General features: G+C 54.8%; 11 protein-coding genes. 5 read left to right on the top strand and 6 right to left on the bottom strand.

The features are described 5' to 3' along the window. The first annotated feature begins 176 nt into the window (after positions 1-176). On the top strand, positions 177-1,145 hold the full coding sequence (locus BMY01_RS07050; protein WP_074745667.1) for an acetyl-CoA carboxylase carboxyltransferase subunit alpha: 969 nt from the start codon (positions 177-179) through the stop codon (positions 1,143-1,145). A gap of 25 nt (positions 1,146-1,170) precedes the next feature. Then, the gene (gene tilS / locus BMY01_RS07045) at positions 1,171-2,532 is read left to right on the top strand and encodes a tRNA lysidine(34) synthetase TilS (protein ID WP_254772649.1); all 1,362 of its coding nucleotides are present in this window, start codon (positions 1,171-1,173) and stop codon (positions 2,530-2,532) included. Between the two features lie 236 nt (positions 2,533-2,768). Here tilS and BMY01_RS07040 read toward each other — a convergent pair whose 3' ends face one another. The 6 genes from BMY01_RS07040 to BMY01_RS07015 all read right to left on the bottom strand — a co-directional run bounded on the left by BMY01_RS07040 (position 2,769) and on the right by BMY01_RS07015 (position 9,941). Beyond that, the gene (locus BMY01_RS07040; protein ID WP_074745663.1) at positions 2,769-3,467 is read right to left on the bottom strand and encodes a pirin family protein; all 699 of its coding nucleotides are present in this window, start codon (positions 3,465-3,467) and stop codon (positions 2,769-2,771) included. Positions 3,468-3,549: 82 nt separating this feature from the next. Continuing rightward, positions 3,550-5,196, bottom strand: a complete 1,647-nt coding sequence (locus BMY01_RS07035; RefSeq protein ID WP_074745661.1) for an MFS transporter — start codon at positions 5,194-5,196, stop codon at positions 3,550-3,552. Next, positions 5,193-6,557 (bottom strand): alginate export family protein, encoded by a 1,365-nt coding sequence (locus BMY01_RS07030; RefSeq protein ID WP_139176776.1) that lies wholly within the window; start codon positions 6,555-6,557, stop codon positions 5,193-5,195. Before BMY01_RS07030 ends, BMY01_RS07035 begins: the two co-directional genes overlap by 4 nt. Before the next feature lie 51 nt (positions 6,558-6,608). Continuing rightward, positions 6,609-8,489: an amidohydrolase gene (locus BMY01_RS07025; protein ID WP_074745659.1), complete on the bottom strand. Its 1,881-nt coding sequence runs from the start codon at positions 8,487-8,489 to the stop codon at positions 6,609-6,611. A 79-nt stretch (positions 8,490-8,568) separates the two neighbouring features. Then, positions 8,569-9,195, bottom strand: a complete 627-nt coding sequence (ycaC, locus tag BMY01_RS07020) for an isochorismate family cysteine hydrolase YcaC (protein WP_074704320.1) — start codon at positions 9,193-9,195, stop codon at positions 8,569-8,571. A gap of 110 nt (positions 9,196-9,305) precedes the next feature. After that, on the bottom strand, positions 9,306-9,941 hold the full coding sequence (locus tag BMY01_RS07015) for an isochorismatase family protein (RefSeq protein WP_074745657.1): 636 nt from the start codon (positions 9,939-9,941) through the stop codon (positions 9,306-9,308). A gap of 306 nt (positions 9,942-10,247) precedes the next feature. Here BMY01_RS07015 and BMY01_RS07010 point away from each other — a divergent pair, with 306 nt between their 5' ends. The 3 genes from BMY01_RS07010 to BMY01_RS07000 all read left to right on the top strand — a co-directional run bounded on the left by BMY01_RS07010 (position 10,248) and on the right by BMY01_RS07000 (position 14,830). Then, positions 10,248-11,195 carry a LysR family transcriptional regulator gene (locus tag BMY01_RS07010; RefSeq protein WP_074745655.1) on the top strand — a complete coding sequence of 316 codons (948 nt, stop codon included), beginning with the start codon at positions 10,248-10,250 and terminating at the stop codon, positions 11,193-11,195. Positions 11,196-11,768: 573 nt separating this feature from the next. Continuing rightward, positions 11,769-13,484: a hypothetical protein gene (locus tag BMY01_RS07005; protein WP_074745653.1), complete on the top strand. Its 1,716-nt coding sequence runs from the start codon at positions 11,769-11,771 to the stop codon at positions 13,482-13,484. A gap of 11 nt (positions 13,485-13,495) precedes the next feature. After that, on the top strand, positions 13,496-14,830 hold the full coding sequence (locus tag BMY01_RS07000) for an FMN-binding glutamate synthase family protein (RefSeq protein WP_074745651.1): 1,335 nt from the start codon (positions 13,496-13,498) through the stop codon (positions 14,828-14,830). Positions 14,831-14,876 lie beyond the last annotated feature (46 nt).

The raw sequence follows: 14,876 nt of genomic DNA, 5'->3' as shown, positions 1-14,876 counted from the left end.
GATTGGAAAAAACCTTCCATTATACGTTTCCTGCATCAGAAACGGAATTATGATCCTCCGCGGAGGGCCAAACAGGGAACCGGTAAATAGAGATCTTAGACATCCGGCTTACTGAGAGATTCCTCGGTTTTCGCCTGATCCTGTATCATTACCGTTTCGGCTTAAACCGGTGTTTTATGAAGATTACATTTCTGGATTTCGAGCAGCCGATTGCTGAGCTTGAAGCAAAAATAGAAGAATTGCGTTTTGCCCAGGACGATTCAGCGGTCGATATTTCAGCTGAAATCCTGCGTCTGCAAAAGAAAAGCCAGTCCCTCACCAACAGCATATACGGGAAGCTCACGCCCTGGCAGATTTCACAAGTCGCGCGCCATCCGCAGCGCCCTTATACGCTCGACTACATTCAGAATCTTTTCACGGATTTCGAAGAACTCCACGGCGATCGCGGCTTTGCGGATGACTACGCCATAATAGGCGGGTTGGCGCGTTTTGACGGCCAGACAGTCATGGTTATCGGCCACCAGAAGGGGCGCGACACCAAGGAAAAAATTCATCGCAATTTTGGCATGCCCAAGCCCGAAGGGTATCGCAAGGCGCTGCGCCTGATGCGTCTGGCAGAAAAATTCGCCATCCCGCTGTTCACCTTCATCGATACCCCAGGCGCATATCCGGGCATTGGGGCGGAAGAACGCGGTCAATCAGAGGCGATTGGACACAATCTGTATGTCATGGCGGAGTTGAAAGTGCCCGTGATCTGCACTGTTATCGGAGAGGGCGGGTCCGGGGGCGCCCTGGCGGTGGCAGTGGGCGACGCAATCCAGATGCTGCAATATGCAACCTATTCCGTCATTTCTCCCGAAGGCTGTGCCTCCATCCTTTGGAAAAGCGCTGACAAAGCGCCTGAAGCTGCCGAGATCATGGGAATCACGGCGCATCGACTCAAGACCCTGGGTCTGATAGACAAGATCATCGATGAACCTTCCGGGGGCGCTCACCGCGACCAGCCCGCTACCATGCAAGCCGTAAAGAAAGCCTTGCAGGAGTCGCTCAAGCTCCTGCAGGACTATTCCGTTGAAATGTTGCTGGAGAAACGCTTTGAGCGGCTAATGGGATATGGCCAGTTCAAGGAACTCAAAGTCAGATAATATCTCGCGCAGAGCGCAGCATGTATTGCGTACCCAGGTCCAAACCGGCGATCATCTGACCATCGCTTTGAGCGGGGGAGTAGATTCAGTAGCGTTACTGGATCTGCTTGTCCCGTTTGCCTCGCAAATGCAACTCCCGCTCTCGGCCGTTCATGTCAACCACGGCATCAGCCCCAATGCAGATAGATGGAGTGAATTCTGCCGAAATCTGTGCCAGTCCCGAAACATTTCCCTTGAAGTTGCCAGGGTAAAGGTCGCGCGAGGACCCGGTACCAGTCTGGAAGCCGCTGCGCGTGAAGAGCGCTATCGCATCTTTAGGGGTCTTCAAACGGATTATATAGTGCTGGCCCAGCATCTGGACGACCAGGCGGAAACGCTGCTGCTGCAATTGCTGCGTGGTGCAGGGGTAAAGGGTCTGAGCGCGATGCCGGTCGTGAGGACCGTGCGAAAAGAAATGGGTGGGGCAGTCTCGGTGAACTCCATCTCTGCACTTGAGGGCAGACCGAGGCTGCTTCGGCCTCTGCTCGACGTTTCGCGGCGGGAGATCGAAGACTATGCGAGAGCGCGTGCCTTGCAGTGGATTACCGACGAAAGCAACGACGAGATATCTTTCGACCGGAATTTTCTGCGTCACGAACTTTTTCCACTCATGGAAAAGCGCTTTCCCGCTTACCGTACGACTTTCCTGCGCGCCAGCCGACATATGGCAGAGGCCTCCGCTTTACTGGATGAACTGGCCGAAGTCGATAGCGCGCAATGTGCAGTACCCGGAAAACTCCACGTCGAAGACCTGCGGAAACTGGGTTTTCCGCGTGCCCGGAACCTGTTGCGCTACACGCTGACGCAGCATGCCGTTGTACTGCCCAGCACGGTAAAGCTCGAAGAGATCCTGCGGCAACTGCTCTCCTCGTACCCCGATACAAAACTGCATGTCGTTTTCGGTGATACAGAAATCCGGTGCTTCAGAGGTCGGGTACATATACGAAAAGCCCAAACGATAGTCCAAGCGATTCCCGAGGCTTGCTGGCATTTGGTCTGGCGAGGAGAAGAGCAGCTTCCCATTCCCGAGCTTGGCGGAACCCTCCGATTTACACGTCGTATGGGCGCAGGGATCGGCTTGCAAAAGATCAAGGAGCAGCCCGTAACGATCCGTCTGCGCCAGGGCGGAGAAAGGCTGCGTACAGACTGCAAGCGTCCGCGCCGGAGCCTTAAAAACCTGTTACGGGAAGCATCCCTGCCACCCTGGCAACGGCAAAGGTTACCGCTGATATTCAGCGAAGAGCAGCTGATCTGCGTACCGGGGATTGGCGTAGACTGCGATTTTCAGGCAGCGGACGACGAACAGGGTCTCTTGGTGGAGTGGCAGCAGGCCCCTGTTTCACCCTGATCTTTGATTTCTGGTTCCGATGGAATGAATGGGTCCACTGCGGCGGAAATGACAAATATTTATTGTTGAGATATTTTCTGAAATCCGGGTTAAACGCAATTCCCATTTTCACGGGCATCATTCCCTCGAAAGAGGGAACCCAGAAACTCCAAGTCAATATTATGGATTTGTCATTCCGGATTTAACCCCGGACCCCGGAATCCAATTCATTACTATCGGGCCAGGCCCGACACGTTTCACCACAATTCAAACACCAGCACTTCCGCTTTTTGACCTTGATCGAGAACCAGACGATCCTCGCCGGTAAGCATGGCGGCATCCCCCGTTTCAAGCGTATCGCCGTTCAGTGATACACGACCGCGTGCGATGTGGATATAAACGTCATTGCCTGAGCCGATACTCTGTTCAATTCGCTCGTCCCCGTCCATCAGCGCAGCGAACATCCTCGCATCGGTCTGTATTTTTACAGAGCCATTGGCGCCATCCGGCGAGGCAACCAGGCGTAGCTTCCCGCGCTTTTCCGCTTCATCAAAGTATTTCTCTTCATAGCCGGGCGGAATACCTGTCTTGTTGGGCAGGAACCAGATTTGCAGGAAATGGACTCTTTCACTTTGTGACGCATTAAATTCGCTATGCCGTACACCCGTGCCTGCACTCATGCGCTGCACACTACCGGGGCGGATCACTGAACCGCTCCCCGTACTGTCTTTATGCGCCAGTGCCCCCTCCAGTACATAACTGACAATCTCCATGTCGCGGTGTCCATGCGTGCCAAAACCCTGCCCAGGCTGGACAGTGTCGTCATTGATCACCCGCAAAGAACGAAATTGCGTATGCTCTGGATCGTAATAGTCTGCAAAAGAAAAGCTGTGCCAGGAATTCAGCCAGCCGTGATCGGCATGACCCCGCTCATGGGCGCGACGTAGTTCGATCATGTAAATGCTCCTTTCAGTGAGATGGAAAAAGGGGACTATCAAGTTCGGCAATTTGCAGAGCAGTTTCCTCTTTATGCCTGAGTCATGTCCCGGTCGCCGCTGTACTGTCGGTTGACGCTGCCGGTGCGCCCGCGATGAAATGTGAAACGCGCGGCGCTTCATTGCCCGTATGAAAACGATTGACGTTTTCCTGCACACGCTGATCCTCGCGGGTAACGCGAGCATGCTGGCGCAAATGATCGAGCCACGAATCCTGCTGAAAGAATTCGATATAACGTCCCGGTTTGTCGAGGTCCTCGAAGATTCCCCAGGCAAACGCGCCATCACGCCGGCGCATTGCTCCCAGCGGCCGGATTGCTTCCAGGAAGGCTTTGCGCTGACCGAGCGCGATTTCATATTCGACGGTTACCAGCACCGGTCCCCGGCGCAAATCTGATTCCTCCACCGTGGGCGGATGCAGCCAATGGTAGGAAGGAGCAAGATCGGGAATCTCCCGAGGGCCCAGGCTGAAATTGCGTACAGCCAGCGCTGCCACCATAATCCCGCCGGAAGATAGCAGGAGCGCGGCGGGAACAGTGGTGCTGGCGGCAACCCAGCCCCAGACGAGACTTCCGAGCGCCATGCCGCCGGAAAACACCATGATGTAGAGGGACAATGCCCGTCCGCGTACCCAGGCCGGGACGGCTGTCTGTGCGGCAACCTGCAGTGACCAGAGCACACCGACCCACGCCGCACCGGATACTATCATTGCGCCGCAAAGCGCCGCTTCGTTCCGCAGTGTCGCCAGCGCTATGATCGTCGCGGCATAAACCAGGCTTGCCCCTAGCACCAGGTGATCGCGGGACAAAAGCTCATGCAGCCGCGGCAGGAAAAGGATGGCGCCTACAGCACCGAGGCCCACGAAGGAGAGCAGCAATCCATACGTTCCCGGACCACCCGCCAGTTCGACCCGCGCAATCAGCGGAAGCAGCGCCCATCCCGAAGCTGCGAAGAGAATAAAAGCCGTGGTACGAATCAGCACCGCGCGGAAAGGCGATGCTACATGAGCATAACGTACCCCGGCACGCAATGCCTGGAAGAAGCGTTCGGGCGGCAGCGATCGTTCTTCCGGCTCGCGCTTCCACCTCCAGAGGACGACAATCATGCCTATAAACGAGAGCGCATTCAGGCCGTAAGCGGCCCATGGTCCGATCTGGGCCAGCAATACGCCGGCAATGGCGGGACCGAGGGAACGCGACAGGTTCATCGACAATGAACTCAATGCGACCGCTTCCGGCAGCATACTCCTGGGAACGAGCTCGGGAGCGGTGACATTGAGCGCGGGAGTTGCCAGTGACGCGCCAATGCCTAAGGCAAAGGTCAGAATCAGGAGGTTCCAGATATCGATCTGCTCGATAGCAGCAAGTATGGTGAGCATTGTCGCCGCCGCTGCCATCCATATTTGCGTGAAGAGAAGGTAACGCCGTCGGTCTACAATGTCGGTCAGCGCACCTGCAGCCAACGCGAACAGTACCATTGGCAACGAAGTTGCCGCCTGCACCAACGATACCATCACCGGCGAGGGAGACAGATCGGTCATTACCCAAGCGGATGATACGCCGTTGATCCATGTTCCGATGTTGGAACCAAGCGCGGCAAACCAGAATGCCCTGAATGGCAGTATCTTGAGCGGTGCCCAGGTGCCGGAGCGCCCTCCACTCGATACTTCATAGCCAGCTTGTTTGGTCACCAGCGAAAACCCAGGCTTGTCATAAGAAAAGTCACGTCCCTGCCGCCGGCTTGAATCAAGGCATCGCCCACCCGAAAATGGACTACGGCAGCGCGGATTTCCCATTGTGGATCGAGAAGGTAAGTGCCCTCCAGCCTGATCTGGTCGCCGATATACCGGCCGGTTCCAATTGTTTCGCGTATTGCCACCAAAGGTGCGGGCGGAGTGTAAACGGCATCTGCTTTGTGATGTTTCCACAAAAAATTCCAGCCCAGAAGGAATGTCAGTGACGGGATGGGTCTGATCGTCACGGCCGGTTGCAAGTCCATGATATTACCCGGTGCCAGCAGTGCTGCTTCACTGAAATAGGTAGGGTTGGGGTAGAGCGCATTGAAGGTACCGAGTTGACCATCTCCAGGTTTTTTATCGCCGCTGGCGATATCCGCTTTCAGACTGAGCCGCGGTGACCACGGCAGCCTGGCGAACGTGAAACCGGTATCGGTGGCAACAGTCCAGGCACGGATGGTTTGATCGCCGACATGACCGGTCTGAAATACCGTTTCCACGTTCCAGTCCCAGCCTTTCTTGGAACCAAAAAGCCGTGCACCGAGGGAATGCCGATGTTCTGGTCCTTGTGCCGCCGCAAATCGCGCCTGGTCTCTTTCATAGCCAAGCCAGTAGAGATCGAGCTTGAAGAGCTTGATGCTTTCCGGAGCGAGTGAGGCATGCAATCCATAGAGCCACTGGGCCTTATTGGTGGTATCGTCAAAAGCTCCAGGTTTGTTGACAACCGGACGAAAGGTGAATCCGTCGATGCGATTCGATCCCTGCTTCCAACTGGCACGTATACCATCGAAAGCAAGGCGAATATTGGGCCCCTCCCGCACCGAGACGAGCCGCGAGGTGCCAAGTGTCATTTCCTGTCGACCGGCACGAAAGGAAAACATGTCGCCGTTCCACGCCAGAAACCCTTGCTGGAGATCGGGGCTGCTCTGATCGGTGCTGACAGGTCCGCCAGCGCGTCCGGCTTCGTCATATGCTCCGAATTGTACGAATGCCTGCACATGCTTTCCAATTCTCAGGTCGCCATGGGCAAGCCCTCGAAACAGGACATAACTATCGCTACCGCTGCCGATCCCAAAATTATCCGGGCCGTAATGCTGGGCGCGTACACGTGCATTGGTGCCAAAGGTCAAAGTGGTGGATTCTCCGATACGCCAGCATTTGGGCTTGACCTTGTCACAGACCTGGCTCCAGTCTTCATCGAACCGGAGAGGCTTATACTCGGATGCATGCGCAGGCGCCGCTGCCAGGGCCAGTACCACAGCACCAAGACTCAGATTCCTGTACTGTGGGGGCTGCCGGTCCATCGAAATAGGCATCGAGCGGAAAACTGCTGCCAGTTTGCAGAGCAAGGGAGGAGGAATAAGCACTCATACCGCCCAGCACGAGCAGCCAAGCGCGCCCCAGAAGCCTCCTTGCTCGGTGATGTCGACAGCATTCTGATAGGCTTGCCCATGTGCGTGCCCATGCACGGAGCAACGAGTGTCACAACCACAGAGTGTCTCGGCCTGCCGGTTCATGATCGGTCCGCTTGATACAGTCCTGGAAGGTTTGAAATAGCCACCAAAATGCTGCACCGGCGCCCAATCCGGCATCGCCGGCGGCAGGGGCGGGGCCAGAGTGCCGAACTCGTCGTCACCGTGGACGATGCGTCCACCGACGACCGTGAGCACCGAAACAATATTCCGGATCTGCTCGTTCGGCACTTCGAAATAATCGTCGGACAGCACCGCAAGATCGGCATATTGACCCAGCTTGATCTGGCCTTTGACGTCTTCCTCGTTGGAGAACCAGGTATTAGCCTGCGTGTAGAGCTGTAGCGCTGTCTCCCGGTCTATCAGATTGGCCTCGGGATAGAGCGACAGGCCTCCCACTGTCCTGCCGGTAACCAACCAATAGAGGGCATTCCATGGATCGTAACTGGCCACGCGGGTGGCGTCGGTGCCTGCGCCTACGTTTACTCCCATTTCCAGCATACGCTTGTAGGGCGGGGTGCGCTCCGCGGCCTTGCTGCCGTAGCGCTGGACGAAGAACTCGCCCTGGTAGGCCATGCGGTGCTGTATTGCAATACCGCCGCCGAGTTTGGCGATGCGCTCGAGATTGACGTCCGTCACGGTTTCGGCATGATCGAAAAACCAGTGTATGCCATCGAAGGGAATGTCCCGGTTCACTTTTTCGAAGACATCCAGCGCACGCGAGATCGTCTCGTTGTAGGTTGCGTGCAGCCGGAACGGCCAGTGATTGCTGGCGAGGATGCGCACCACCGCTTCCAGATCGTTCTCCATGCCCGGCGCCATATCCGGGCGGGGCATGCGGAAATCTTCGAAGTCCGCCGCGGAGAAAACTAGCATTTCACCCGCGCCGTTGTGGCGGTAGTAGCCGTCGCCATCCCCGGGTTTTCTCATTTTTGTCCATCTAGTAAAGTCGGAGACTTCCTGCCCGGCTTTCTGCGTAAACAAGTTATAGGCAATGCGCAGAGTCAGTTCGCCAGCCTTGTGTAGGTCCTCGATAACCTTGTAATCATCCGGGTAGTTCTGAAAACCGCCGCCGGCATCGATTGTTCCGGTCAAGCCCAGGCGATTCATCTCACGCATGAAGTGGCGTGTGGAATTGAGCTGATACTCATAAGGCAATTTGGGGCCTTTGGCCAGCGCCGCATACAGAATCATTGCATTTGGCTCCGCCAGCAGCAGGCCCGTCGGTTCCCCGTTGGAGTCCTTGGCAATCAGGCCACCCGCCGGATTGGGGGTATCGCGATCGTAGCCGCAGGCACGCAAGGCTGCTCGGTTCAGTAATGCGCGGTCATAGAGATGCAAGATGAAGACCGGCGTATCTGGCGCCACCGCATTGATTTCATCGAGCGTTGGCAATCGTTTTTCGGCAAACTGCATTTCAGTAAAGCCGCCGACGACACGCACCCATTGGGGTGCAGGCGTGCGCCCAACCTGTTCCTTAAGGCGGCGCATGGCGTCAGCCAATGAGGGGAGACCGTCCCAGCGCAACTCCAGGTTGTAGCTGAGTCCGCCTCGGATGAAGTGCAAATGCGAATCCGTCAGACCGGGAATGACGCGACGGCGATTGAGGTCCACCACCTGCGAGTTGCTGCTGGCAAGGCGCATTATCTCGTCGTCATCTCCCACGGCGCTGAAACAGCCGTTGGAAATTGCGACGGCCGTTGCTTGCGGATTCCCGCGATCCAAGGTCGTAAACTGGCCATTGCGGAGGATCAGTTCGGTGCTGGGTTTGCTCATCGGTTCCTCCTGAAATAGAATAATCGACATGTCCGGCGAGAGATGTGATGCTTCCTCTGCCTTTTCGCCTTCCTGTGTTTTACTTGGTTCGGGCAAAGTAACTCGTCATCAGGTTCCGATAGTTCGGGATGTGATTGGAGAATAAGGCCCCCAAGCCTTCCACATCGTTGCGCCAGTCGCGGTGCAGCTCGCAGGCCACGCCGAACCAATTTATCATTTGTACACCCGCCGCCTGCATTCTGAACCAGGCGGCGTGACGCGTTACCTCATTGAAAGTGCCTGAAGCATCAGCGACGGCAAACACCTCAAAACCCGCCTCGATGGCGGAAAGTGCCGGGAAAAGCACGCAAACTTCAGTTACCACCCCCGCGATGATGAGTTGCTTGCGTCCAGTCTTTTTGACCGCATTGACGAAGTCCTCGTTGTCCCACGCATTGATATTGCCGGGCCGCGCGATGTATGGCGCATCGGGGAACGTTTCCTTGAGTTCCGGCACTAACGGCCCGTTTGGACCATCCTCGAAACTGGTGGTCAGGATCGTCGGCAGCTTGAAGTACTTGCCGCAGTCCGCCAAGGCAAGGACGTTATTCTTGAATTCATTTGGGGGGAAATCCTGCACTAGCGAGATCAGGCCAGCCTGGTGATCCACCATCAGCAAAGCTGCATCATCCTTGGAGAGTCGGCTGTATTTGAAAGTCTTGTCCATTTTTTATATTCCTCGTGGTTTTTGATGGATCGGGATAATAAGAAAGTAACGGTGAGTTCTTCAAGCTGCGATAGGATTACTCACGAATATTGCGAAAATAAGCACGCTGCTCATTTTTTCTCCTTCTGCACCGCCTGTGCCTTGTCATAGCTTTCGATGAGTAATCGATAATGGGGCATGGGGTAGTCAGCATAAATATCGGCAAACCCCATCGCCTCTGGCCGGTTCCAGGTCTTCTGCAACTCCGAAATAACCGCTACCGTGTCGATTGGAATCACGCCAGCTTGCACGATGCGGGCGATAGTCAGCTCGGTTCCCATCTTGCTCCAGTTACCTGACGCATCCACGACAGCGTATACGGTATACCCTGCGGCCACCGCGCTGATGGACGGGAAGGCCATGCACACGCTTGTAAGCGTTCCGGCAAGGATCAGCGTTTTGCGTCCGGTCGCTTCGACAGCCTTGACGAAATCAGGACTATCCCAGACATTGATTTCCCCGCGGCGTGCCACGTACTGGGCATGCGGGGCAGCCCGGTGGATTTCTGGAATCAATGGACCGTTGGGGCCGTCGGGAACCGAGGCGGAGGTAATGACCGGAATCTTGAGCAGCGCAGCGACCTTGGCGAGGGAAATGGCATTGCGGCGCAGATCCGGCACCGGGAGATCCTTGACTAACTGGAACAATCCACTCTGGTGATCGATAAGAAGCATGACGCTATCGTCGGGGTTGATGTGACTCATCATTTCTTCCTTGATTTAGAGTTCCATAAAATAGGCTTCATGAGCGTAGCTCCGGCTGCTTCCTTTTTATAGCTTTTAACAAGCCGTCAAATAATGGTTCGAGATTCAATGTATATTTCTGACGCTATATGACATATGGCATCATTGGGGCAAAGTTCCATCATGTTGCTAATCTATCGAGATTCTTGCTCATCCGAGGTGGATTCCACATCGTCGTATACCCTATTCAATGTAGTCTATAAATTACTCTTTCCCAGAGTGCTTCGGAATTAGCCTTTTCTAGAAATCGGCGTTCGAAATTTCAGAACAATGCATTATCGACTTGATGATATTTTGGCCTTTCTGCAGGTGATGGAATCCGGGAGCATCAGCACTGCGGCGCAGCGCATGGGTTTGTCGAAGTCAGTTGTCAGCAAACGTATCAGTGACCTGGAGGCTGGGTTAAAGGTTGAATTGCTCTATCGTTCGACACGGGGAGTGGTTCCGACGGATAAGGGGGCCGCATTCTATCAGCGGGCATGTTCAATTGTTCGACAGCTTGACCAGGCAGGGGAAGAACTCATGGAGCAAGATGAATTATGCGGATCGCTACGAATTGCCGCGCCCATGACGTTCGGGACTACTTACCTTGGGCCGGTTCTTTTCTCCTTCATTAGCGACTATCCACGCCTAGCGCTTGTGTTGGACCTTGATGACCGGAGTACCGACCTACCCGGTGAAGGCTACGATCTTGGAATCCGTATCGGACGACTTCATGATTCATCCCTTGTAGCCCGCAAGTTGGCAGTGAGCCGTCGCGTGGTCTGTTGTAGTCCCGCGTATGCTCAGCGTGCCGGTTTGCCGGCAACGATCCAAGAGTTGGTGAACCATGAGTGCATCGGCTATGTCAATGCCTCGCCTGGTCAAATCTGGCAATTCGAACCCAAAGGGTCTGGAAACATTCCTCACTCGCTGGTTGTACGGAGCAGAATTGTCACCAATAACGGCGAGTCAATGCGGGACGCGGCTATTGCGGGTCTCGGTATCTGCGTTCTCCCAGTCTTCATCGTCGCCAAGGCGTTGGCGAGCGGTCAGCTCATCAACGCTTTGCCGACTGCATCACCGGTTGCGGATACGGTCTATGCCATTTATCCGCGCAATCGGCATCTACCAAAGAAAGTTCGTGCAGTAATTGATCGCTTGGTTGCGGCGTTCGAGGGAGAGCCGCCTTGGGAGCGGGAGTTGAGTACCCGCATAAATTATTCTGTTTCTACCTGAAGGACACCATGACAGAATCATCGGTTTACAGGAAGCCTGCATGCTTTTGCAGGTGGCTACAGGACTGGGGCCAAACGAAATCGTGCTGGTCGGAATATGCCCGAGGATATTCGCTTCAGGATGGAAGTCTTGAATTAGCGAAGGTATTCCTCGAGCAGGCGTAGAAGATTGGACCCAATGCTAACGTATTACACTCACACCTATTCCTCCCAAAAAATAATAAGTTGGGAACCTTCAAGGCCATAGTCTTCACCTGAGTGCTGCCATCGAAGAGCAGCACGGTGAACGATACCCAATTCATGCCCTAAGTTCGATCAAGGATCAGGAGCTGGACGCGCGACTCAAGTTTGCGCTCAGTTTGCCGATTACTTATCCAATAACGATATTTGCTGGGTAGAAAGCAGGTACCTCAGACTCTTGGAGTCGACGCTCTCGGCCAGCCCCCAGTTTCTCATCAGAAGCTTTCGCCTGCTTTGGCAACCCCCATCCCATCACATGGCCACGCAGACAGGGATCTATGTACTTCCACCTGAATAATAAGTTTGTTTAATTGATAGATCGATGGAGATTGAGATGCAGCAAAAGATTTTATCCAGCTTTTTTCTCCTGCTTCTTACGTTTGCCTCAGAACTCCTGGCGCAACAAGCCTATGAGGATGAGCCTGACATGACGCCGGTGGCCGCGCCGTCCAAGGTCAGAATTGAAATCAACAAGAAATATTTCGAGGTTTGTGAAGCAGAGCTGGGACCATTTCCGCAGGAGACCCTCCACTGTCCGGATGCAGTGCTGATTCCGAGCGAGCGCACGCTGGCCGGCGGCAAGGTGATCAAGCTGGGTGAGGATTTGCCGGAGAGCACTCCCCGGTTCCGCAATTCCGAAACCGGGCAGCTCAAATTGAATGCCGATACGCAGTTATTCGATGACATCACTTCCTGCGACAAGCCCAGCGGCATTTTTCGGGACATGCGTAATGCGGGCTGTGTCCCCGGCAATCGCATCAAACACCTGACAAATCAGGTCAAGGGCGGGCAAACCGTCGATTGGGTCTACATATGCCGGAAGAATAGCAATTTTTCGAAGCAGGGGGGTCATTACAATGAACTGGGCCTGATTGGCTACAACCGGAATACGGGTAAAACCTGCTATTTTGCCGGGCAGCCGACGCAAACCCTCAAGGTCAACGGGAAGTGGAAGGTCATCGAGAAGAACGATGAAGGTGCGCCGGTCGAAACCATCAAAACGGAGGCGGAGGTTGCCTTGATTCCGGGGGAAAAGATTCCTGCGCCAGGCTTCAGTAAATTCGATGAAAAAATGGTGGTCCACTGGTCGGTGCCGACCTTTGGCGGCTGCACCCGTTGTCACTCCAACGGTCCATTCATTCGCTACCCATTCAATGAGCCGGTCTGCCTGGTTGCCGGCAGCTCTGCCAACTGTCTCAGAAGTTTTTCCAGCAACGAGGCTTGCGGCAAATATCTCGAACAAACCTATACGCATGGGGACCGTATCAAATATCAGTGTAGGGTTCTGAAACCACGTCGCCAGCCGGGAATGCTGTACTCGGTGGTTTCTCCTTTTGATGGAGACGGTACGCTCAACAAATTTTTACTGGCGATGAGCGAAGCCGACAAAAAAGATAAATATTATGAAGATCTGATGCAGTATCCCTGGGAAAAGCCCAGGCGTCTGGTCAGTCCCGAGGCGAAAGCGTGCGCGCAATGCCATGCACTCGGAAATGGTGTGTACGCCACTTTTGTTAATTCCCTGTTTTCCGTCCATAGCCTGAAGGATGAAAAATTTCATCCCGCGGTTGGGGAAAACTGGCGTGCCCGTTTGTTTTTGTCGAATGTTTCCGAGACTCAACGCAGCGATAGCGCGCACGATAAAAAGATAAAGAGCGAAGGCATCCTGCCGGTCAAGGTCAGCGCCAAATCGATCAAGGAGGAGAACGAATTACGGGAAAAACTATCACTCGGACACTATCAGACGGCCTTGCAAAAGATCAATGATTGCGACCGGCAGCCGGGAAATTGCCAATGGGATGATCACTGGACGATGGAGCGGGTCAAGAAGGAACCGTTCAAATATTTGCAGGAACATTGCAGCTATTGCCACACACCGGAAATGGCCAAGCCGGTTTTAATGACCGAAGCCGATTTCAAGCACCCGGATCTGGTCGACAAAATCATAGGTCGCCTGCACGAACCGACCAATCCGATGCCCCCCAGCGGGCAACTGCCAGGTTCGGTATTAAATGTCTTGTCCGACTATCTGCGCAAAGCAAATAATTAAAGGATGCAATAATGAACGAAGAATTGAAAAAGAGCATAGCGGCCAGCATCGAAAACACTCGGTTCGACATTTTGCAGATGATCGAGCTGGGACGCCAGCTTATCGACTATCCCGATGAAATCCATCACGGACCGGTGGTATCCATGGGGGTGCCAAAGGATACGCTGCCCAGATGGGACGATATCCAGATTCTGACAGCGCAGCTCCATAAAAAACCATTAATGGATGATGCGCCGGTGGATACTCAGCTAGTGATCGGTCCACGTGCCCAAAAACCTTTCGTCCTGGATATCCCCCTGCTGGTCGGCGATATGAGTTATGGCGCGCTGTCGAAAAGGGCCAAGCAGGCATTGTCAAAGGGCGCTGATCTGGCCGGCACGGCGATCTGTTCAGGTGAGGGCGGCATTCTGGGGGATGAACTCGAGCTGAATCAGAGTTATATGTTCGAATTGGGCAGCGCGCGCAACGGCCTGAAGAAAAACAACGACTTGAGTCAGTTCGCGAAGGATTTTAAAGGCAAGGTCAAGGCGTTTCACTTCAAGGGCGGGCAGGCGGCCAAGACCGGCACCGGCGGGCATTTGCCGGGGGGCAAGGTCACGGAGGAGATTGCCAAGGCACGCCAGATTGAAGTCGGCAAGGATGCGATCTCCCCTTCCACCTTTGCCGATTTCCACACCCCCCGAGATTTTGCTGATTTTGCCGATCAGATCCGCGACCAGATGGGCGGCATTCCGATTGGTTTCAAGATAAGCGCAAACCATATCGAGGATGACATGCGCTTCGCGCTCGATGCCGGGGCCGATTACATCATTCTCGACGGACGAGGTGGCAGTACCGGCGCTGCGCCGGGGATTTTCCGGGACCATATTTCAGTGCCAACGATCGCCGCGTTGGCGCGGGCGAGAAAATTTCTCGACGCCGCCGGTCATGAGAAAGGCGCAAAGAATAGCGTGACCCTGATCATTACCGGCGGTTTGCGCATCCCTTCCGATTTCATCAAGGCGTTAGCCTTGGGGGCAGACGGAATCGCGCTGGCCAACAGTGCGCTGCAGTCAATTGGCTGTACCGGTGCGCGCATCTGCTACTCCGGCGATTGCCCTGCCGGCATAGCAACCCATGCCCAGCACCTGGTCAACAAGATCGACGTCGACGCCAGGGCGCGTGATCTAGCGCTGTTTTTCACCGGCAGCGTGCACCTGATGAAGATCATGACAAGGGCCTGCGGCCACCATTCCCTGCGGGAATTTACTCGGGATGATATTTGCACCTGGAAAGCCGAAATGTCCAGATTGGCCGGAATTCCCTATGCCGGTGTGGATCCCTCAATCTCTGACCGTCGGAACTGATGCAATCCTTGCGCTGGACGGAACCTGCCGTTTGCTCGATATATCT

This window comes from Nitrosospira multiformis (assembly GCF_900110185.1).
GTDB lineage: Bacteria > Pseudomonadota > Gammaproteobacteria > Burkholderiales > Nitrosomonadaceae > Nitrosospira > Nitrosospira multiformis_A.
The sequence above is the reverse complement of the archived record's forward strand: the minus strand, read 5'-3'. Positions and strand labels throughout refer to the sequence as shown.

What these genes read in the sequence shown, in the direction of transcription:
- BMY01_RS07050 (WP_074745667.1), top strand. Translation starts at nt 177, where the DNA reads ATGAAGATTACATTTCTGGATTTCGAGCAGCCGATTGCTGAGCTTGAA.
- BMY01_RS07040 (WP_074745663.1), bottom strand. Translation starts at nt 3,467, where the DNA reads ATGATCGAACTACGTCGCGCCCATGAGCGGGGTCATGCCGATCACGGC.
- BMY01_RS07030 (WP_139176776.1), bottom strand. Translation starts at nt 6,557, where the DNA reads ATGCCTATTTCGATGGACCGGCAGCCCCCACAGTACAGGAATCTGAGT.
- BMY01_RS07025 (WP_074745659.1), bottom strand. Translation starts at nt 8,489, where the DNA reads ATGAGCAAACCCAGCACCGAACTGATCCTCCGCAATGGCCAGTTTACG.
- ycaC (WP_074704320.1), bottom strand. Translation starts at nt 9,195, where the DNA reads ATGGACAAGACTTTCAAATACAGCCGACTCTCCAAGGATGATGCAGCT.
- BMY01_RS07015 (WP_074745657.1), bottom strand. Translation starts at nt 9,941, where the DNA reads ATGATGAGTCACATCAACCCCGACGATAGCGTCATGCTTCTTATCGAT.
- BMY01_RS07010 (WP_074745655.1), top strand. Translation starts at nt 10,248, where the DNA reads ATGCATTATCGACTTGATGATATTTTGGCCTTTCTGCAGGTGATGGAA.
- BMY01_RS07005 (WP_074745653.1), top strand. Translation starts at nt 11,769, where the DNA reads ATGCAGCAAAAGATTTTATCCAGCTTTTTTCTCCTGCTTCTTACGTTT.
- BMY01_RS07000 (WP_074745651.1), top strand. Translation starts at nt 13,496, where the DNA reads ATGAACGAAGAATTGAAAAAGAGCATAGCGGCCAGCATCGAAAACACT.